Origin of the sequence: Pseudomonas sp. P7758 (assembly GCF_013386485.1) — a bacterium.
In the GTDB taxonomy this organism is placed as follows: Bacteria; Pseudomonadota; Gammaproteobacteria; order Pseudomonadales; family Pseudomonadaceae; genus Aquipseudomonas.
The window spans coordinates 11,458-31,313 of sequence record NZ_JACARS010000060.1 but is presented as its reverse complement, the minus strand read 5'-3'; the positions used below and the strand labels follow the sequence as shown (position 1 = coordinate 31,313).

18 protein-coding genes are annotated in these 19,856 nt (G+C 59.4%); 3 read left to right on the top strand and 15 right to left on the bottom strand.

The annotated features are described in order from the left end of the window. Window positions 1-10: 10 nt before the first annotated feature. The 15 genes from rnhB to rpsB all read right to left on the bottom strand — a co-directional run bounded on the left by rnhB (window position 11) and on the right by rpsB (window position 14,650). Window positions 11-643, bottom strand: coding sequence for a ribonuclease HII (rnhB, locus tag HX873_RS13265; protein ID WP_003219305.1), 633 nt, complete (start codon window positions 641-643; stop codon window positions 11-13). After that, a complete protein-coding gene (lpxB, locus tag HX873_RS13260; protein ID WP_218168064.1) occupies window positions 640-1,779 on the bottom strand; it encodes a lipid-A-disaccharide synthase in 1,140 nt (379 codons plus the stop codon). Before lpxB ends, rnhB begins: the two co-directional genes overlap by 4 nt. 2 nt (window positions 1,780-1,781) lie before the next feature. Continuing rightward, window positions 1,782-2,558, bottom strand: a complete 777-nt coding sequence (lpxA, locus tag HX873_RS13255; RefSeq protein ID WP_003219308.1) for an acyl-ACP--UDP-N-acetylglucosamine O-acyltransferase — start codon at window positions 2,556-2,558, stop codon at window positions 1,782-1,784. Beyond that, window positions 2,555-2,995 (bottom strand): 3-hydroxyacyl-ACP dehydratase FabZ, encoded by a 441-nt coding sequence (gene fabZ, locus HX873_RS13250; protein WP_003219309.1) that lies wholly within the window; start codon window positions 2,993-2,995, stop codon window positions 2,555-2,557. The genes lpxA and fabZ overlap by 4 nt, the downstream gene beginning before the upstream one ends. A 110-nt stretch (window positions 2,996-3,105) precedes the next feature. Continuing rightward, window positions 3,106-4,161 carry a UDP-3-O-(3-hydroxymyristoyl)glucosamine N-acyltransferase gene (gene lpxD, locus HX873_RS13245; RefSeq protein WP_102368229.1) on the bottom strand — a complete coding sequence of 352 codons (1,056 nt, stop codon included), beginning with the start codon at window positions 4,159-4,161 and terminating at the stop codon, window positions 3,106-3,108. Window positions 4,162-4,164: 3 nt separating this feature from the next. After that, on the bottom strand, window positions 4,165-4,668 hold the full coding sequence (locus HX873_RS13240; RefSeq protein ID WP_003219314.1) for an OmpH family outer membrane protein: 504 nt from the start codon (window positions 4,666-4,668) through the stop codon (window positions 4,165-4,167). A 45-nt stretch (window positions 4,669-4,713) separates the two neighbouring features. Next, on the bottom strand, window positions 4,714-7,101 hold the full coding sequence (gene bamA / locus HX873_RS13235) for an outer membrane protein assembly factor BamA (protein ID WP_008432225.1): 2,388 nt from the start codon (window positions 7,099-7,101) through the stop codon (window positions 4,714-4,716). A 74-nt stretch (window positions 7,102-7,175) separates the two neighbouring features. Beyond that, window positions 7,176-8,528 carry a sigma E protease regulator RseP gene (rseP, locus tag HX873_RS13230; RefSeq protein ID WP_177036983.1) on the bottom strand — a complete coding sequence of 451 codons (1,353 nt, stop codon included), beginning with the start codon at window positions 8,526-8,528 and terminating at the stop codon, window positions 7,176-7,178. A gap of 53 nt (window positions 8,529-8,581) precedes the next feature. After that, window positions 8,582-9,772: a 1-deoxy-D-xylulose-5-phosphate reductoisomerase gene (gene ispC, locus HX873_RS13225; protein ID WP_087694925.1), complete on the bottom strand. Its 1,191-nt coding sequence runs from the start codon at window positions 9,770-9,772 to the stop codon at window positions 8,582-8,584. Next, window positions 9,769-10,575 (bottom strand): phosphatidate cytidylyltransferase, encoded by an 807-nt coding sequence (locus HX873_RS13220; RefSeq protein ID WP_177122764.1) that lies wholly within the window; start codon window positions 10,573-10,575, stop codon window positions 9,769-9,771. The genes ispC and HX873_RS13220 overlap by 4 nt, the downstream gene beginning before the upstream one ends. After that, window positions 10,575-11,330, bottom strand: a complete 756-nt coding sequence (uppS, locus tag HX873_RS13215) for a polyprenyl diphosphate synthase (protein WP_003219323.1) — start codon at window positions 11,328-11,330, stop codon at window positions 10,575-10,577. Before uppS ends, HX873_RS13220 begins: the two co-directional genes overlap by 1 nt. Window positions 11,331-11,347: 17 nt before the next feature. Further along, window positions 11,348-11,905 (bottom strand): ribosome recycling factor, encoded by a 558-nt coding sequence (gene frr / locus HX873_RS13210; RefSeq protein ID WP_003219325.1) that lies wholly within the window; start codon window positions 11,903-11,905, stop codon window positions 11,348-11,350. Continuing rightward, entirely contained in the window at window positions 11,902-12,645 is a 744-nt protein-coding gene (gene pyrH / locus HX873_RS13205) for a UMP kinase (RefSeq protein WP_003219327.1), read from the bottom strand. The genes frr and pyrH overlap by 4 nt, the downstream gene beginning before the upstream one ends. Window positions 12,646-12,856: 211 nt before the next feature. Continuing rightward, a complete protein-coding gene (tsf, locus tag HX873_RS13200) occupies window positions 12,857-13,720 on the bottom strand; it encodes a translation elongation factor Ts (RefSeq protein ID WP_008432237.1) in 864 nt (287 codons plus the stop codon). Window positions 13,721-13,912: 192 nt separating this feature from the next. Next, window positions 13,913-14,650 carry a 30S ribosomal protein S2 gene (gene rpsB, locus HX873_RS13195; RefSeq protein ID WP_003219330.1) on the bottom strand — a complete coding sequence of 246 codons (738 nt, stop codon included), beginning with the start codon at window positions 14,648-14,650 and terminating at the stop codon, window positions 13,913-13,915. A gap of 385 nt (window positions 14,651-15,035) precedes the next feature. On the opposite strand from rpsB, the gene map reads away from it, so the two are divergent. From map to dapC, 3 genes are all read left to right on the top strand, one after another. Next, window positions 15,036-15,818, top strand: a complete 783-nt coding sequence (gene map / locus HX873_RS13190) for a type I methionyl aminopeptidase (RefSeq protein ID WP_008432239.1) — start codon at window positions 15,036-15,038, stop codon at window positions 15,816-15,818. Window positions 15,819-15,879: 61 nt separating this feature from the next. Then, entirely contained in the window at window positions 15,880-18,582 is a 2,703-nt protein-coding gene (locus HX873_RS13185; RefSeq protein WP_177122763.1) for a [protein-PII] uridylyltransferase, read from the top strand. A gap of 46 nt (window positions 18,583-18,628) precedes the next feature. Further along, window positions 18,629-19,828, top strand: coding sequence for a succinyldiaminopimelate transaminase (gene dapC / locus HX873_RS13180; protein ID WP_177122762.1), 1,200 nt, complete (start codon window positions 18,629-18,631; stop codon window positions 19,826-19,828). Window positions 19,829-19,856 lie beyond the last annotated feature (28 nt).

The following is a 19,856-nucleotide window of genomic DNA, read 5'->3' as shown; positions in this document are numbered from 1 at the left end:
AGCCTTGCTGCTAAACCTCGATCAGACTTTCCCGAGCCTCGAAAGCCTGGCGAACCGGGGCAAACGAGCGGCGGTGGATCGGGGTCGGGCCCAGGCGAGCCAAAGCTTCCAGATGAACGGGCGTTGGATAGCCTTTGTGCCCGCCGATGCCGTAGCCGGGATAGATCAATTCGAAAGCCGCCATTTCACGGTCACGGCTGACCTTGGCCAGGATCGATGCAGCGGCAATCGCCGGCACTTTGCTATCACCCTTGACCACCGCTTCTGCGGGCATCGTCAGCTTCGGGCAGCGGTTGCCGTCGATCATCGCCATTTTTGGCGTGATATGCAGGCCTTCAATGGCGCGCTGCATGGCCAGCATGGTGGCGTGCAGGATGTTCAGTTTGTCGATCTCTTCGACTTCAGCGCGGGCGATGTGCCAACTCAGGGCTTTCTCGCAGATCTCGTCGTAGAGTTTTTCGCGACGGGCTTCGGTGAGTTTCTTCGAATCGTTGAGGCCAAGGATCGGACGGTTTGGATCGAGAATCACCGCGGCGGTGACGACTGCGCCGCACAGCGGGCCGCGTCCGACTTCGTCAACACCGGCAACCAGGTCAAGGGCATCGGCGACCAGGCTGAAATCCAGGCCCATTTGCGTCTTCATAGGGTTTCCTGTTTATGGCCGATCAAGGTCAGCACAGCGTCCGCCGCCTGGTTCGACGCATCACGGCGCAAGGTGCGGTGGATTTCGTCGAAACCACGGGTCTGCTCTTCGCCGCCATCGATCAACGGAAGCATGGTTTGCGCCAACGCCTCAGGCGTCGCATCGTCCTGCAACAACTCGGGCACCAACAGACGCTGGGCCAGCAAATTCGGCAGGGAGATGTAGGGGCTTTTGACCATACGCTTGAGAATCCAGTAGGTCAGCGGCGCCAGGCGATAGGCCACAACCATCGGGCGCTTGTAGAGCAAGGCCTCCAGGGTCGCAGTGCCGGAGGCGATCAGCACCGCATCGCACGCCGCCAGTGCCAGGTGCGAGCCGCCGTCGAGCAGGGTCAACGGCAAGTTGCGCCCTACCAGCAATTCTTCAATTTGTGCACGGCGCTGAGGACTGGCGCATGGCAATACGAAGCGCACACCCGGCTTCAGCGCCTGCAGACGTTCGGCTGCATCAAAAAACAGCGCGCCGAGACGACCGACTTCGCCGCCACGGCTCCCCGGCATCAAGGCCACCAGCGGACCTTCGGGCAAACCCAGTTCGGCACGCGCGGCAGCACGGTCGGCCTGCAGAGGAATGGTATCGGCCAGGGTGTGCCCGACAAACCGCACCGGCACGCCCTTCTCTTCGTAGAACCTGGCCTCGAAGGGCAGCAGGGTCAGCATCAGGTCGCAGCCTTCGCGAATCTTGAGCACGCGCTTTTGCCGCCACGCCCACACGGACGGGCTGACGTAATGCACGGTCTTGATCCCGGCCTGACGCAATTTGAGTTCGATATTGAGGGTGAAGTCCGGCGCGTCGATTCCGATAAAGACGTCGGGCTTTTCTTCGATCAGGGTCTGGATCAGCTTTTTGCGACGGGCCAGCAGCTCGCGCAAACGGCCCAGCACCTCCACCAGCCCCATGACCGACAAGCGTTCCATAGGGAAGTAGGACGTCAGGCCTTCAGCCTGCATCAACGGACCGCCGACACCGATGAATTCAACCGCCGGATGCTGGAGCTTGAGGGCCCGCATCAGGCCTGCACCGAGAATATCGCCGGAAGCTTCTCCGGCCACCAACGCTATACGCAGCCTGGCCATGATCAGCGGGTTATGCCGCGAGTCGACGACTGGATAGAGTCACGGAATATCGCGACTTCCGGAAACAATGCGGCTGGCTCCGTCAGTTCGATCAAGGCCTGGTCGACCGTCAGCCCCTGGCGGTAAACCACCTTGTAGGCGCGGCGCAGGGCGTGGATCGCGTCTTCGCTGAAGCCCCGACGGCGCATGCCTTCGAAGTTCATGCTGCGGGCCTCGGCCGGGTTGCCGAACACGGTGACGAACGCCGGAACGTCCTTGCCGATGGCGGTACCCATGCCGGAAAAGCTGTGGGCGCCGATATGGCAGTACTGATGCACCAGGGTAAAGCCGGACAGGATCGCCCAATCGTCAACGTGCACATGGCCGGCCAACGCAGTGTTGTTGACCAGGATGCAATGGTTGCCGATTACGCTGTCATGACCGATATGCGCATAAGCCATCACCAGGTTGTGGTCACCCAGGGTAGTCTCGGCACGGTCCTGGACGGTACCGCGGTGAATGGTCACGCCTTCACGGATGATGTTGTGATCACCGATTACCAGACGTGTTTCTTCACCCTTGTACTTCATGTCCGGGGTGTCTTCGCCTATCGATGAGAACTGATAGATACGATTGTGTTTGCCAATCCTCGTCGGGCCTTTGAGGATCACATGCGGCCCGATGACTGTCCCCTCGCCGATTTCCACACCTGCGCCGACGATCGACCAAGGGCCGACCTCAACGTCGGCGGCCAGTACGGCCGTCGGATCGATGATTGCGCGAGGGTCAATCAAACTCATAGTTTGCGTTCCGCACAGATGATTTCAGCCGAGCACACCGGCTTGCCGTCGACCGAGGCCTGGCATTCGAACTTCCAGATCTGGCGCTTGCAGCTGATGAACTTGGCTTCAAGGATCAACTGGTCACCCGGAGTTACCGGGTTGCGGAAGCGCAGTTTGTCAGAGCCCACGAAATAGTAGAGCGTGCCATCGGCAGGCTTCAGGTCGAGCATTTTGAAACCAAGGATACCGGCAGCCTGGGCCATCGCTTCGATGATCAATACGCCTGGCATGATGGGATGCGCAGGGAAGTGACCGTTGAAGAACGGTTCGTTGATGCTGACATTCTTGTAGGCACGAATGCGCTTTTCCTCAACATTGAGGTCCGTGACCCGGTCCACCAGCAGGAACGGGTAACGGTGAGGCAGGTATTCGCGAATCTCGTTGATGTCCATCATTTCGGGGGGAAGCCTGTAATAAAGATTGGGAGCGTGCGGACTAAGGCACGCCCCTCTAGCAAATCAAGGAGGCAGTCTAGCGGCTGTGCACACTTGATATGGAAATGGTATCAGCCATCTGATGAAGCATTACCGCCAGGGGTCACGTCCCCAACACGCTTTTCCAGATGTTTCAGGCGCCGAGCGATATCGTCGAGCTGCCTCAGACGCGCCGCGCTCTTGCGCCATTCGGCCGCAGGCTGCATGGCCGTACCGGATGAATAGGACCCAGGCTCGGTAATCGAATGGGTCACCATGGTCATGCCGGTGATGAATACGTTGTCGCACACTTCGATATGGCCCACCAGGCCAACACCGCCGGCGAGCATGCAATGCTTGCCGATCCTGGTGCTGCCGGAGATCCCCACGCAGGCGGCCATGGCGGTGTGATCGCCAATCTGCACGTTGTGGGCGATCTGAATCTGGTTATCCAGTTTCACGCCGTTACCAATGACGGTATCGGCCAGGGCCCCGCGGTCAACGGCAGTGTTGACGCCAATTTCAACGTCATCGCCAATCAACACGCCGCCCACTTGGGCAATCTTGTGCCAGACACCCTTCGAGTTGGCGAAGCCGAAGCCCTCGCCGCCAATCACGGCACCGGACTGAATCACCACACGCTCACCGATACGCACATCGTGGTACAGGGTCACACGCGGAGCCAGCCAGCCACCGGCACCAATCTCGCTGCGCGCGCCGATAAAACACTGGGCACCCAGCGTTACACCCGCCCCGATGCGTGCACCGCTTTCAATCACCACAAAAGCACCGATGCTCGCGGCAGGGTCAACCTGAGCATCATCGGCGATCACCGCCGTCGGATGGATACCGGCGGGGGCCTTGGGTTTCGGATCGAACAGGTGCGACACCCGGGCATACGCCAGGTACGGATCGGCAACAACCAGCGCGTCCCCGGCAAAACCTTCGGCGTCAGCGGCCTTCAGCAGCACGGCTGCGGCGCGGCTTTCGCCCAGGTATTTACGGTATTGGGGGTTTGCCAGGAAGCTCAACTGAGCTGGGCCAGCCTCCTGCAAGGTGGCTAGCCCAGTGATTTCCTTCTCCGCGGAGCCACGCAAGGTGGCTCCCAGGAACTCGGCCAATTGGCCGAGCTTGATAGTCGCAGTCATGGCTTACTTCAGCTGATTCATGCGCTCGATCACCTGACGGGTGATGTCGTACTGAGGTTTAACGTCGATGACCGCACCGCGTTCGAATACCAGGTCAAAGGCACCTTTCTTGATGACTTCTTCCACAGCGCTGTCGAGTTTCGGCTTCAGCTGCTTGAGCATTTCGCGGTCGGCAACAGCCTTGGCTTCGTTCAGCTCCTTGGACTGGAACTGGTAGTCACGGGCCTTTTGCTTGAATTCAAGCTCCAGACGCTCGCGCTCGCCTTGCTGCATCTTGTCGCCACCGGCTACCAGACGATCCTGGATGCCCTTGGCGCTGCTTTCCAGCGTCTTGAGCTTGGTCAGTTGAGGACCGAATTTCTTCTCGGCATCTACGGCATATTTCTTGGCCGCATCGGATTCCAGCAGCGCCATCTGATAGTTCAGAACGGCAATTTTCATTTCGGCAAAGGCCGGGGTCGCTACCAGGACAGTCGCCAGGAGAACCAATTGAGTCAACTTACGCACGATGCACTCCTACAGAATCCGTTGTCGTTATCTTGGGTCAGACGCTTAGAACGTCTGGCCGAGGGAGAATTGGAAAATCTGGGTTTCAGCGTTATCCGGTTTCTTGACCGGCATGGCCAGAGCAAAGCTCAATGGGCCAAGCGCGGTAACCCAGGTCACACCGACACCGACAGAGCTTGCCAGGTTGCTGAAGCTCACGTCGTTGCACTGCGTGTTGGACTTCGAGCCATTCGGGTTGGTGACCTGTTCGCACTTGGAGTCGAACACGTTACCCACATCCCAGAAGACCGAAGTACGCAGGGAACGTTGATCTTTAACGAATGGCAGCGGGAACAGAATCTCAGCACCACCCTGGATCAGCACGTTACCACCGAATGGCAGCGGGTCGTTGTCCGAGTCAGCCACAGTCCCCTGGTTACCGGTCACACCCACGCCACGGCTTGGGGTACCACGAGGACCCAAGGTGCTGTCTTTGAAACCACGTACCGAGTTGAAACCACCCGCATAGTAGTTCTCATAGAACGGCAAGCCGCTGGTCGAACCATAACCATCGCCATAACCCAATTCGGTGTGCAGGCGCATGGTGTAGTTTTCGCTCAATGGCTGGAACAACTGGCCACGGTAGTCGAGTTTGAAGAACGACAGGTCGCTGCCCGGCGTGGTGGCTTCCAGAGTCAGGCTCTGGGAATGGCCACGGGTCGCCAGTACACCTTTGTTCAGGGTCGATTCCGACCAACCGGCCGAAGCCTTGAAGTTCAGGAACTGGTCGCCTTCTTTACGCACGAAGTTGAAGATCTCATCCACGGTGTACACACCGGTCTTGATCTTGTCCTGCTGCGCGGTCAGGCCGAAGGTCAGACGCGAGGTCTCACTGATCGGGTAACCAATGTTGGCACCAACACCGAAGCTGTCGATTGCATAGCTTGCAACGTCAACGTCGAGGTCTTTGTAGTCGGTTGTGCGGTAGAAGGCGTTGTAGCCCAGGCTCACGCCGTCAGCAGTCCAGTAGGGGTCGACATAACCGAAGTTATAGCGGCTCTGGTATTCGCTTCGGGTCAGGCCGATGGAAACCTTGTTACCGGTACCGAGGAAGTTGTTCTGGGTGATCGAACCACCGAGGATCAGGCCGGCACTCTGGGCGAAACCGACACTGGCGGTAATCGAACCGGAGGCTTGCTCTTCTACGGCGTAGTTCACGTCAACCTGGTCATCCACACCCGGTACAGCCGGGGTTTCAACGTTGACTTCCTTAAAGAAGCCCAGGCGCTCGAGGCGAACCTTGGACTGGTCGATCAGGTAAGTCGACGCCCAGCCACCTTCCATCTGACGCATTTCGCGGCGCAGCACTTCGTCGGCAGACTTGGTGTTGCCACGGAAGTTGATGCGGTTCACGTAGGCACGCTTGCCCGGGTCTACAACGAAGGTGATGTCCACGGTGTGGTCTTCGTCGTGCGGGGTCGGTACGCCGTTGACGTTGGCGAAGGTATAGCCTTCGTTACCCAGGCGACGGGTGATCAGCTCGGAGGTGGTGGTCATCAGCTTGCGCGAGAACACCTGGTCCTTCTGCACCAGCAACAGGGACTTGACCTGGTCTTCAGGCACTTTCAAGTCGCCGCTGAGCTTGACGTCACGAACCTTGTACTTCTCGCCTTCGTTGACGTTGACAGTGATATAGACGTGCTTCTTGTCCGGGGTGATGGACACCTGGGTCGAAGCGATATCCATGTTGATATAGCCGCGGTCCAGGTAGTAGGAACGCAGGCGCTCCAGGTCACCGGAGAGTTTTTCACGGGCATACTTGTCATCGTTCTTGAAGAACGACAGCCAGTTGGTGGTCTTGAGTTCGAACAGGTCGATCAGGTCGTCATCAGCAAACTTGGTGTTACCCACCACGTTGATGTGCTGGATGGCCGCCACGGTGCCTTCGTTGATGTTGACCTTCAGGCCGACGCGGTTACGCGGTTGCGGCACCACTTCGGTCTCGACGGTAGCCGAGTAACGACCCTGGGCAACGTACTGGCGTTGCAGTTCGTTACGCACGCCTTCGAGGGTGGCACGCTGGAAGATCTCGCCTTCGGCAAGGCCGGATTGCTTGAGGCCTTTCATCAAGTCTTCAGTGGAGATCGCCTTGTTGCCTTCGATCTCGATACTGGCGACAGAAGGTCGCTCGACGACAGTGATGACGAGGACGTTACCTTCGCGACCCAGTTGGATATCTTGAAAGAACCCGGTTTTGAACAGCGCACGAGTGGATTCCACCAGGCGACGATCATCAGCCTGTTCCCCGACGTTCAACGGCAAGGCACCAAAGACGCTACCCGCGGAAACCCGCTGGAGGCCGTTGACGCGAATATCGGAGATGGTGAAGGACTCGGCGTGAACTTCGGCGATCATCAATACGGTGAGAACCGCAGTTAGCAGCAGACGTTTCATGAAGTCCTTTCTTATTCCAACTGGCAATAAACAAACTGCCGCAAAATGCGGCAGATTCGCAATTCAGCGAAGCGTTACAGTCGTCCCAGATCGTTGACCAGGGCTAATAACATCACCCCGACCACCAAACTGATACCGATCTGTATCCCCCAACCCTGCACCCGATCCGACAAGGGGCGACCACGCGCCCACTCGACCAGATAAAACAACAGATGCCCCCCATCCAATACTGGAATGGGCAACAAATTCAGAACCCCAAGGCTAATACTCAGATAAGCCAGGAAATTCAGGAAATCTACAACGCCCGACTGGGCAGAAGCGCCCGCCACTTTAGCAATGGTTATCGGTCCACTCAAGTTTTTTACCGAGAGCTCGCCGAACAACATTTTCTTGAGGGAATCGAGGGTCAGCACACTCATGGTCCAGGTGCGTCTCGCACCCTCGCCAATCGCCGCCAACGGCCCGAAGCTGACCTCTCGAACCATCGAAGGTGGCCAATCGACACCTTTGACGCCGGCCCCCAGGTAACCCCCGGCTGCCTTGGCTTCCCCACGAACCGCCAGGGTCACAGGGACGTCGATTTGAGCACCATCGCGCTCAACTTTCAGCACAATTTTGGTATCAGGGCGTACACGCACCAGGTCGACCACCTGCTGCCAGTCACCCAGCACCTGGCCATCGAGGGCCAGCAGGCGATCACCGGTTTTCAGACCCGCGGCCTGGGCTGGCCCCTTCGGATCCAGCTCTGCCAGCACCGGCGGCAAGGCCGGACGCCATGGGCGAATGCCCAGGGATTTGATCGGGTCAGGCTCATCGGAGCCTTTCAGCCAGTGATCCAGGGCCAGCTCGCGCGAGGTTTCGGTGGTGGAATCCTGATCGCGCACCACCAGTTTCACGATGCCGCTTTCACCCAGGCGACGCACCAACTGCAAATTGACGGCACCCCAGCCGGTGGTTGGCTCGCCATCAACTGCAACAATTTCTTGCCCGGCAGTCAGGCCGGCCTTCGCCGCCATGCTGTCGGCCTCGACGGCACCGATCACCGGACGCACCTGCTGGCTACCCAACATGGCCAGGACCCAGAAGAACACCATCGCCAACAGGAAATTTGCGATCGGGCCTGCCGCGACGATGGCGATGCGCTGACGAACGGTCTTGCGGTTGAAGGATTGATCCAACTGATCAGCCGGCACTTCGCCTTCGCGCTCGTCGAGCATCTTGACGTAGCCGCCCAATGGAATGGCCGCAATTACGAACTCGGTGCCACGACGGTCGTGCCAGCGCAGCAACGGCATGCCGAAGCCTACGGAAAAGCGCAGTACCTTGACGCCGCAACGACGCGCGACCCAGAAATGGCCGAACTCGTGGAAGGTAACCAGCACACCCAGAGCAACCAGGGTGCCGACAATCATGTAGAGCGCACTCATCTAATTTCTCCGCATTTCAATCCAGTGCCTGAAGGCTTGAACACACCCAGAGGCTAACGCGTATTGCGGCTCAACCACTGCTCGGTCAAGGCCCGGGCCTTTGCATCCGCTTCGAACACCGCGCCCAGATCATTCACCGGGACGACGGGCTCAAGGCTCAAAACGTCCTCGATGATACCCGCGATCTGCGGAAAGCGGATGCGCCGGTCCAGAAACGCCGCCACAGCCACTTCATTGGCCGCATTCAGCATCGCCGGGGCACTGTTACCCGCCTCCGCAGCTTGCCGCGCAAGACGCAGGCAAGGGAAGCGTTGCTCGTCGGGCGCTTCGAAGTCCAGACGGGCAATGGCAAACAGATCCAGCGGCGCAACACCCGAGTCAATCCGCTCAGGCCATGCCAGGGCATTGGCGATCGGCGTACGCATGTCCGGATTGCCCAGTTGGGCCAATACCGAGCCATCCACATAGTCCACCAGGGAATGAATCACACTTTGCGGGTGGATCACCACCTCGACCTGGTCCGGCCGGGCATCGAACAACCAGCAGGCCTCAATAAGCTCCAGGCCCTTGTTCATCATGCTCGCTGAATCCACCGAGATCTTGCGCCCCATGGACCAGTTCGGGTGAGCGCACGCCTGATCGGGAGAAACATGTTCCAGATCGGCCAGCGGCGTCTGCCGGAACGGGCCACCGGAGGCTGTCAGCAGAATCCGGCGCACGCCGACCTGGCTCAACCCGCGGGCGAAATCACCCGGCATGCATTGGAAAATCGCGTTGTGCTCGCTGTCGAGCGGCAACAGCACGGCGCCGCTCTTGCGCACCGCCTGCATGAAGAGTGCCCCGGACATCACCAGGGCTTCTTTGTTGGCCAGCAGAATCTTTTTGCCCGCATCAACGGCCGCCAGGGTCGGGCGCAAGCCGGCAGCGCCGACAATCGCCGCAACCACGGTGTCGACCTCAGGGTCTGCCGAAACCTGGCACAACCCCTCCTCCCCCACCAATACCTGAGTCGCCAGGCCCGCAGCGCGCAAGTCATCCTGCAAACCACGTGCAACTGCCGCTTCGGGCACTACTGCGTATTGCGGCGCGTGCCGCACACACAGTGCCAGCAGTTCACTCAGGCGACTGAAACCGGTCAAGGCGAATACTTGATAACGCTCGGGATGACGGGCAATCACATCCAGGGTGCTTAGCCCCACCGAGCCGGTAGCGCCCAGCACGGTTACCTGTTGCAGGCGGCTCACGAGGCAGCCATCCACAGCAGTACGGCAAAGATCGGGATCGCGGCAGTCAGGCTGTCGATACGGTCCAGCACGCCACCGTGACCCGGCAGCAGGTTACTGCTGTCCTTGATCCCGGCCTGGCGCTTGAACATGCTTTCGGTCAGGTCACCGACCACCGAGATGAACACCACCACGGCTGCGCCCACCAGACCCAGTAGCATTTCCTTGACGGTCCAGCCACGCACCACACCGACCACCACGGCAATCACCAGGGTCAACGCCAGGCCGCCATACACGCCTTCCCAGCTTTTGCCCGGGCTGACAGCCGGCGCCAGCTTGCGCTTGCCGAAGGCACGCCCGGAGAAATAGGCGCCGATATCGGCACCCCACACCAGGACCATCACCGCCATGATCAGCCAGTTACCCAGTTGCATGTGCTTGATGTAGACCAGGCCCTGCCAGGCAGGCAACAGAATCAAAAGGCCAATCACCAGCTTGCAGGCAACACTGGACCAGTGACTGCTGGTGCCCGGATAGGTCAGCACCAGATAGGTCGCCAACGTCCACCACAACACCGCCGCACCTAGCACCCAGGGCGCCACGTCCGGCAGGATGTACATCAGGAACATCAACAACGCCACGACAGCGGCATACATCACACGAGGCAACTGCGCGGCGAAACCCGCCAGGCGCGCCCATTCCCAGGCACCCAGGGTCACAACCAGGCCGATGAACAGCGCGAAGTTCGCACCTTCAAGCAGGAAAAACCCGCACAGGGCAATAGGCAGCAGGATCAGCGCCGTGATGATTCGTTGTTTAAGCATTAAACCCGGGCTCCAGCTTCGATCTGCTCGCTCGTTTTACCGAAGCGACGCTGACGGGAAGCGAAATCGGCCAGCGCATTGCGCATGGCATCGTGTTTGAAGTCCGGCCAGAACAGGTCGGAGAAGTACAGTTCGGTATAGGCCAACTGCCACAACAGGAAGTTGCTGATGCGATGGTCGCCACCGGTACGAATGCACAGGTCCGGCAACGGCAGGTCGCCGGTCACCAGGCAGGTTTGCAAGAGTTCGGGGGTGATGTCTTCCGGGCGCAGATGGCCGGCCTGCACTTCCCGCGCCAGACGCTGCGCGGCCTGGGCAATATCCCACTGGCCGCCGTAGTTGGCTGCGATCTGCAGCACAAAACGGTTGCTGCCGGCAGTGATCGCCTCGGCTTCGCGCATGGCCGCCTGCAGCTCCGGATGAAACCGCGAACGGTCACCGATGATACGCAGGCTGATGTTGTTCTCGTTCAGGCGCTTGGCCTCGCGGCGCAGGGCCTTGAAGAACAGGTCCATCAAGGCACTGACCTCCTCGGCCGGGCGCTGCCAGTTTTCACTGGAGAACGCGAACAGGGTCAATACTTCGACCTTGGCCTCGGCGCACACCTCAATCACGGCTCGTACAGCGTCGACACCCGCCTTATGCCCGGCAACGCCCGGCATAAAGCGCTTCTTCGCCCAGCGATTATTCCCGTCCATGATGATCGCGACATGGCGCGGCACCACGGAGGGCACAGTCTGCTTGGTCTTTTCCATGAAGGCGTCCTGACCCCTTATACGGCCATCAGGTCCTTTTCTTTATCTTCCGTGGCCTTGGTGATCTGGGCCTCGGCATCTTTAGTCAGCTTGTCGATATCAGCAACGGCACGGCGCTCTTCGTCTTCGCTGATTTCCTTGTCCTTGACCAGCTTCTTCAGGTCACCCAAGGCATCACGACGGATGTTGCGCACGGCAACACGTGCGTCTTCTGCTGCACTGCGCGCCTGCTTGGTGAAGCCCTTGCGGGTTTCTTCGGTCAGGGCAGGCATGGAGATCAGCAGCAATTCGCCCAGGTTGGTCGGATTGAGGTTCAAACCGGCGCTCTGGATGGCCTTGTCGACGGCGCCGAGCATGTTGCGCTCGAAAGCAACGACTTGCAGGGTGCGCGAATCTTTTACAGTGATGTTGGCCACTTGGGTGATCGAGGTATCAGCGCCGTAGTAAGGCACCATCACGCTGCCCAGGATGCTTGGGTGGGCCTTGCCGGTACGAATCTGGCCAAACGCATGGTTCAGGGATTCCAGGGATTTTTGCATGCGCTCTTGAGCGTCTTTTTTGATTTCGTTGATCATTGTTCGATTTCCTCGATCAGAGTCCCTTCCGCGCCGCCGTGTACGATGTTCAGCAGGGCGCCGGGCTTGTTCATGTTAAATACGCGCAGCGGCATCTTGTGGTCGCGGCACAAGCAAATTGCCGTCAGGTCCATCACGCCCAGCTTGCGATCCAGTACTTCATCATAAGTCAGATGATCGAACTTCTCGGCATGCGGGTCTTTGAATGGGTCTGCGGTGTAGACACCGTCAACCTTGGTGGCCTTGAGTACCACGTCCGCGTTGATCTCGATACCACGCAGGCAAGCTGCCGAATCGGTGGTAAAGAATGGGTTGCCGGTACCGGCCGCAAAAATCACGACTTCCTTGGCATCCAGGTGACGCATGGCCTTGCGACGATCATAGTGATCCGTTACGCCAACCATGGAAATAGCCGACATCACGATCGCGGTGATATTGGCGCGCTCCAGCGCATCACGCATGGCCAGGGCGTTCATCACAGTGGCCAGCATGCCCATGTGGTCGCCTGTCACCCGATCCATGCCGGCAGCGCTGAGTGCCGCGCCACGGAACAGGTTGCCGCCGCCGATCACCAGACCGACCTGGACACCGATACCGACCAGTTGGCCGACTTCCAGCGCCATGCGATCGAGTACTTTGGGATCGATCCCAAACTCTTCCGAGCCCATCAGGGCCTCGCCGCTAAGCTTGAGTAGAATGCGTTTATAGCGAGCCTGATGACCACTGCCCTGCTGAGCCATTGCGAATCTCTCCTGCGGCGTATTTTTTGAAAATTCTTGGCAAGCCGTTTACGGCCTGCGTTCACTCTAGCTTGACGCTGTCACAGCGCCATCGGAACACGGCTTTGTAAGCCAGTTCCAAAGGGAAACCAATAAAAATCGATCACCCCATTTGAAAAGAGGCTGCGCGCGTAAGCGGGCAGCCTCTTTTGGGCGACAGTTAAAAACTGTCTTACTTCTTGGTGGCAGCCAGCTGGGCAGCAACTTCTTCAGCGAAGTTGTCGACCGGCTTCTCGATGCCGTCGCCTACTTTGTAGTAGGTGAAGGAAACGATTTCAGCACCGGCTTTCTTGGCCAGTTCGCCAACCTTGATTTCAGGGTTCTTGACGAACGCCTGCTCAACCAGGGAAGCCTCAGCCAGGAACTTGCTGATACGGCCCTTGACCATGTTTTCAACGATGTTTTCAGGCTTGCCTTTGATTTTCTCTTCGTTCAGCTGCAGGAACACGGCTTTCTCGCGTTCGATGGCTTCAGCAGAAACTTCCGATGGCAGCAGGAATTCAGGGTTGCTGGCCGCTACGTGCATAGCGATGTCTTTGGCCAGTTCAACGTTGCCGCCTTTCAGGGCAACCACAACACCGATCTTGTTGCCGTGCAGGTAAGCACCCACAACGTCACCTTCAACGCGGGTCAGGCGACGAATGTTAACGTTCTCGCCTACTTTACCCACCAGAACCAGACGATCAGCTTCTTGAGCTTCGATCAGCGGAGCGGCGTCGGTCAGCTTGTCAGCGAATGCTTTTTCAACGCTGGCAGCGACGAAGTTCTTGAAGTCGTCTTGCAGGGCCAGGAAGTCGGTCTGCGAGTTAACTTCCAGGATAACGGCCGATTTGCCGTCTTCCTTGATTGCGATGGCGCCTTCAGCAGCGACGTTGCCTGCTTTCTTGGCAGCCTTGATGGCGCCCGAAGCACGCATGTCATCAATGGCTTTTTCGATGTCGCCGCCGGCCTTGGTCAAGGCCTTTTTGCAATCCATCATGCCTTCGCCGGTACGCTCACGCAGTTCTTTAACCAACGCTGCAGTAATCTCTGCCATTTTCAAAATCCTCTTGGATAGGTTTTCAACCATTCCACCCGATTGAACGGGCGATCAATTCTTCCCGAACCACCCTTGTAGGCCGCTGCACGTTACAAATGTTGTAGCTGCGCTGCCGACAAATGGTTTTCGAGGTGGCAAAAAGGGGGCCAAGCCCCCTTTTTGCTTACTGAGTCAACGCCAAGGCGTCAGTTACTCAGCTGCAGCTACCGGAGCTTCTTCAACGAACTGCTCGGTACCGCCAGCAACGTGGTTGCGACCACGGATTACAGCGTCAGCCATCGAACCCATGTACAGCTGGATAGCGCGGATTGCGTCATCGTTGCCTGGGATGATGTAGTCAACGCCTTCCGGGCTGCTGTTGGTATCGACTACGCCGATAACCGGGATGCCCAGCTTGTTGGCTTCGGTGATCGCGATGCGCTCGTGATCAACGTCGATAACGAACAGTGCGTCAGGCAGACCGCCCATGTCCTTGATACCACCCAGGGAACGATCGAGCTTTTCCAGGTCGCGAGTGCGCATCAGCGCCTCTTTCTTGGTCAGCTTGGCGAAAGTACCGTCTTCGGCTTGCACTTCAAGGTCACGCAGACGCTTGATGGAAGCACGGATGGTTTTGAAGTTGGTCAGCATGCCGCCCAACCAGCGGTGATCGACGTACGGCGAACCGCAACGTGCTGCTTCTTCAGCAACGATCTTGCCAGCGGAACGCTTGGTGCCGACGAACAGAATCTTGTTTTTGCCCTGGGCCAGGCGCTCTACGAAAGTCAGAGCTTCGTTGAACATTGGCAGGGTTTTTTCAAGGTTGATGATGTGGATCTTGTTACGCGCGCCGAAAATGTATTTACCCATTTTCGGGTTCCAGTAACGGGTCTGGTGACCGAAGTGCACACCGGCCTTCAGCATATCGCGCATGTTGACTTGGGACATGATAGTTCCTTAATAAGTCGGGTTTGGCCTCCACGTATCCCAATGACCAACCAGCGGCATTCGCCTCCGGCACCCAGGTCATCGTGTCGACACGTGTGTGGATTTAAGCTTTGCGGGGTATCCCCGGAAAGCGGCGCATTTTATACCACAGAGCTTGCAAAAACGAAACCCGCAATCACATTTGCCGTCAGTCGCTTTTGCCTAAGCCTTTGAATAGAGCCAGAATGCCCCCATCCTTATAGACAGAAGCGATCGCCAGACGCTCATGGTTTCACCCTTGCGTCTGCTAGAATCGCGTTTTTTGGGCTTGTGCGAATTCTGCAACCTTTTGTCGCACACCCGTAAACCGTATTGATTTCAGCGCGTCGCGCTAGAGAGAGCCTGTATGACCGTAACCCTCAAAACCGCCGAAGATATCGCTGGCATGCGTGTTGCCGGCAAACTGGCTGCCGACGTCCTGGAAATGATTGCCGAACACGTCAAGCCCGGCGTCACCACCGAAGCGCTGGACCGCATTTGCCACGACTATATCGTCGACGTGCAAAAGGCCATCCCTGCGCCGCTGAACTACAAGGGTTTCCCCAAGTCGATCTGCACCTCGATCAACCACGTGGTGTGCCACGGGATTCCCGGCGACAAGCCGCTGAAGGACGGCGACACCCTGAACATCGACGTCACCGTCATCAAGGACGGCTACCACGGCGACACCAGCCGCATGTTCCACGTCGGCACCGTGCCGGTCTGGGCCGAGCGCCTGTCGCAAGTCACCCAGGAATGCATGTACAAGGCCATCGAGATCGTCAAGCCTGGCTGCCGCCTGGGCGACATCGGTGAAATCATCCAGAAGCACGCTGAAAAGAACGGCTTCTCGGTGGTGCGCGAGTTCTGCGGCCACGGCATCGGCAAGGTGTTCCACGAAGAGCCACAGATCCTGCACTACGGCCGCGCCGGCACCGGCATGGAGCTCAAGGCAGGCATGACCTTCACCATCGAGCCGATGATCAACCAGGGCAAGGCCGACACCAAGGTGCTGGGCGACGGCTGGACCGCCATCACCAAGGACCGCAAGCTCTCGGCGCAGTGGGAACACACCCTGCTGGTGACCGAGACCGGCTACGAGATCTTCACCCTGCGTGCCGACGACACGATTCCCCGCGTTTCGGCGTAATGTTTGCACCGGTTTTCTAATAGCGACGCTGTGACCCATAGATAGAAAGGAAAACCGATCGATGCCCCAGGTGGATCCCGAACTCTTCGACCGTGGCCAGTTCCAGGCGGAACTGGCACTGAAGGCCAGCCCCATCGCCGCCTTCAAGAAGGCCATTCGTCAGGCCCGCGAGGTGCTCGACGGGCGCTTTCGTACCGGCCGCGATATCCGCCGGCTGATCGAGGACCGCGCCTGGTTCGTCGACAACATCCTGCAAAAGGCCTGGGAACAGTTCAGCTGGAGTGAAGACGCCGATATCGCCCTGGTGGCGGTCGGCGGCTACGGCCGTGGCGAACTGCACCCCTACTCCGACATCGACCTGCTGATTTTGCTGGACAGCGCCGATCACGAGATCTTTCGCGACTCCATCGAGCGTTTTCTGACGCTGTTGTGGGACATCGGCCTGGAAGTCGGCCAAAGCGTACGCTCGGTGGACGAGTGCGCCCAGGAAGCCCGCGCCGACCTGACGGTGATCACCAACCTGATGGAAAGCCGCACCATCGCCGGCCCCGAGCGCCTGCGCCAGCGCATGCTGGAAGTCACCAGCACCGCGCACATGTGGCCAAGCAAGGACTTCTTCCTGGCCAAGCGTGCCGAGCAGAAAGCCCGGCACCACAAGTACAACGACACCGAATACAACCTGGAACCCAACGTCAAAGGCTCCCCGGGCGGGCTGCGGGACATCCAGACGATTTTGTGGGTCGCCCGTCGCCAGTACGGCACCCTGAACCTGCGCGCCCTGGCCGGGGAAGGCTTCCTGGTGGAGAGCGAAAACGCCCTGCTGGCCTCCTCCCAGGAATTCCTCTGGAAAGTGCGCTACGCGCTGCACATGCTGGCCGGGCGCTCCGAAGACCGCCTGCTGTTCGACCACCAGCGCTCCATCGCCACCCTGTTGGGGTTTGAAGGCGAAGACGCGAAGACCAGCATCGAAAGTTTCATGCAGCAGTACTACCGCGTGGTGATGAGCATTGCCCAGCTCAGCGACCTGATCATCCAGCACTTCGAAGAAGTGATCCTGGCCCCGGAAGACGAAGCACCGCCGCAGCCGATCAACGCGCGCTTCCAGCTCCACGATGGTTATATCGAGGCACGCAACGACAACGTGTTCAAACGCACGCCGTTCGCCATGCTGGAAATCTTCGTGTTGATGGCCCAGCAGCCGGAAATCAAGGGCGTACGCGCCGACACCATTCGCCTGCTGCGGGAAAACCGTCACCTGATCGACGACGATTTCCGCCACGACATCCGCAATACCAGCCTGTTTATCGAGCTGTTCAAGTGCAAGATCGGCATCCACCGCAACCTGCGGCGCATGAACCGCTACGGGATCCTGGGGCGCTACCTGCCGGAGTTCGGCTTTATCGTCGGGCAGATGCAGCACGACCTGTTCCACATCTACACGGTGGACGCCCACACCCTGAACCTGATCAAGCACCTGCGTAAGTTGCAGTACACCCAGGCGTCAGAGAAATTCCCGCTGGCCAGCAAGCTCATGGCGCGTCTGCCCAAGCCGGAATTGATCTACCTCGCCGGCCTGTACCACGACATCGGCAAGGGCCGGCACGGTGATCACTCGGAAATTGGCGCAGTGGACGCCGAAGCGTTCTGCCAGCGTCACCAGTTGCCGCTGTGGGACAGCCGCCTGATCGTGTGGCTGGTGCAGAACCACCTGGTGATGTCCACCACCGCCCAGCGCAAGGACTTGTCCGACCCGCAGGTGATCCACGATTTTGCCCAGGCCGTCGGCGATGAAACCCGCCTCGACTACCTGTACGTGCTCACCGTGTCCGACATCAACGCCACCAACCCGACGCTGTGGAACTCCTGGCGCGCCAGCCTGTTGCGCCAGCTCTACACCGAGACCAAGCGCGCGCTGCGTCGCGGCCTGGAGAACCCGGTGGACCGCGAAGAACAGATCCGCCGCACCCAAAGCGCGGCCCTGGATATTCTGGTGCGTGGCGGCAATGACCCGGACGACGTCGAGCAACTCTGGTCGCAACTGGGAGACGACTACTTCCTGCGCCACACCGCCGGCGACGTGGCCTGGCACAGCGACGCGATCCTGCAGCAGCCGGCCGATGGCGGCCCACTGGTGCTGATCAAGGAAACCACCCAGCGCGAGTTCGAGGGTGGCACCCAGATCTTCATCTACGCGCCCGACCAGCACGACTTCTTCGCCGTGACCGTGGCGGCGATGGACCAGCTCAACCTGAACATTCACGACGCCCGGGTCATCACCTCCAGCAGCCAGTTCACCCTCGACACCTACATCGTGCTCGACACAGAAGGCGAGTCCATCGGCGACAACCCGGAGCGGGTGAAAAAGATCCGCAAAGGCCTGACCGACGCGCTGCGCAATCCTGACGACTACCCGACCATCATCCAGCGTCGGGTGCCGCGCCAGCTCAAGCACTTTGCTTTTGCCCCCGAGGTGACCATCCACAACGACGCCCAGCGCCCGGTGACGGTGCTGGAACTCAGCGCGCCGGACCGCCCGGGCCTGCTGGCACGGATCGGCACGATATTCCTGGAGTTCGACCTGTCGTTGCAGAACGCCAAGATTGCGACCCTGGGCGAGCGGGTGGAAGACGTGTTCTTCATTACCGATGCCGACAACCAGCCGCTTTCCGACCCTGAACTGTGCCGACGCTTGCAGGAAGCCATCGTCCAGCAGTTGAGCGTCAATCAGGAGACCGGCGTCGAGATGTCACGCTTGAGCATCTGACCGACCGCCCATTTTCAGCTTCCAATGAATTGAACGAGATTTATCGATGAACAACGCCCTGAACCAGCTGCAGCCCTACCCGTTCGAGAAATTGCGCGTCCTGCTGGGCAGCGTCACGCCGAACCCGGACAAACGCCCCATCGCCCTGTCCATCGGTGAGCCGAAGCACAAATCCCCGCAGTTTGTCGCCGAGGCGCTGGCCAACAACCTGGACCAGATGGCGGTGTACCCCACCACCCTGGGCATTCCCGCCCTGCGCGAAGCCATTGGCGCCTGGTGCGAACGTCGCTTCAGCGTGCCCACGGGCTGGCTGGACCCGGCGCGCAATATCCTGCCGGTGAACGGCACCCGTGAAGCGCTGTTCGCCTTCACCCAGACCGTGGTCAACCGTGGCGACGACGCGCTGGTGGTCAGCCCGAACCCGTTCTACCAGATCTACGAAGGCGCGGCGTTCCTCGCCGGGGCCAAGCCGCACTACCTGCCGTGCCTGGATGAAAACGGCTTCAACCCGGATTTCGACGCCGTATCGCCCGACATCTGGAAACGCTGCCAGATCCTGTTCCTGTGCTCGCCAGGCAACCCCACCGGTGCACTGATTCCCGTCGACACCCTGAAAAAGCTGATCGCCCTGGCAGACGAATACGACTTCGTGATCGCCGCCGACGAGTGCTACAGCGAGCTGTACTTCGACGAACAAACCCCGCCGCCAGGCCTGCTCAGCGCCTGCGTGGAACTGGGCCGCCAGGACTTCAAGCGTTGCGTGGTGTTCCACAGCCTGTCCAAGCGCTCCAACCTGCCGGGCCTGCGTTCGGGCTTTGTGGCCGGCGATGCCGATATCCTCAAGGGCTTCCTGCTGTACCGCACCTACCACGGTTGCGCGATGCCGGTGCAAACCCAACTGGCGAGCATTGCTGCCTGGCAGGACGAAGCCCACGTGCAGGCCAACCGTGATCTGTACCGGGAAAAGTTCGATGCCGTGCTGGCGATCCTGAAGCCGGTGCTGGACGTGCAAAACCCGGACGGCGGCTTCTACCTGTGGCCGAATGTGGAGGGCGACGATGCGGCGTTCTGCCGGGACTTGTTCGTGGAAGAACACGTGACCGTGGTACCGGGCTCGTACCTGTCGCGGGAAGTGGACGGGGTCAACCCGGGCGCCGGGCGTGTGCGCCTGGCGCTGGTCGCGCCGCTGGCGGAGTGCGTGGAAGCGGCGACGCGGATTCGCGACTTTATTACCCGCAATAAATAACTGCGCTGAATGTGGCGAGGGAGCTTGC

Bases quoted from the DNA above. Each gene is read 5' to 3' on its own strand.
- rnhB (WP_003219305.1), bottom strand. From the start codon at position 643: ATGAAGACGCAAATGGGCCTGGATTTCAGCCTGGTCGCCGATGCCCTT.
- lpxB (WP_218168064.1), bottom strand. From the start codon at position 1,779: ATGGCCAGGCTGCGTATAGCGTTGGTGGCCGGAGAAGCTTCCGGCGAT.
- lpxA (WP_003219308.1), bottom strand. From the start codon at position 2,558: ATGAGTTTGATTGACCCTCGCGCAATCATCGATCCGACGGCCGTACTG.
- fabZ (WP_003219309.1), bottom strand. From the start codon at position 2,995: ATGATGGACATCAACGAGATTCGCGAATACCTGCCTCACCGTTACCCG.
- lpxD (WP_102368229.1), bottom strand. From the start codon at position 4,161: ATGACTGCGACTATCAAGCTCGGCCAATTGGCCGAGTTCCTGGGAGCC.
- bamA (WP_008432225.1), bottom strand. From the start codon at position 7,101: ATGAAACGTCTGCTGCTAACTGCGGTTCTCACCGTATTGATGATCGCC.
- rseP (WP_177036983.1), bottom strand. From the start codon at position 8,528: ATGAGTGCGCTCTACATGATTGTCGGCACCCTGGTTGCTCTGGGTGTG.
- HX873_RS13220 (WP_177122764.1), bottom strand. From the start codon at position 10,575: ATGCTTAAACAACGAATCATCACGGCGCTGATCCTGCTGCCTATTGCC.
- uppS (WP_003219323.1), bottom strand. From the start codon at position 11,330: ATGGAAAAGACCAAGCAGACTGTGCCCTCCGTGGTGCCGCGCCATGTC.
- frr (WP_003219325.1), bottom strand. From the start codon at position 11,905: ATGATCAACGAAATCAAAAAAGACGCTCAAGAGCGCATGCAAAAATCC.
- pyrH (WP_003219327.1), bottom strand. From the start codon at position 12,645: ATGGCTCAGCAGGGCAGTGGTCATCAGGCTCGCTATAAACGCATTCTA.
- tsf (WP_008432237.1), bottom strand. From the start codon at position 13,720: ATGGCAGAGATTACTGCAGCGTTGGTTAAAGAACTGCGTGAGCGTACC.
- rpsB (WP_003219330.1), bottom strand. From the start codon at position 14,650: ATGTCCCAAGTCAACATGCGCGATATGCTGAAGGCCGGTGTGCACTTC.
- map (WP_008432239.1), top strand. From the start codon at position 15,036: ATGACCGTAACCCTCAAAACCGCCGAAGATATCGCTGGCATGCGTGTT.
- HX873_RS13185 (WP_177122763.1), top strand. From the start codon at position 15,880: ATGCCCCAGGTGGATCCCGAACTCTTCGACCGTGGCCAGTTCCAGGCG.
- dapC (WP_177122762.1), top strand. From the start codon at position 18,629: ATGAACAACGCCCTGAACCAGCTGCAGCCCTACCCGTTCGAGAAATTG.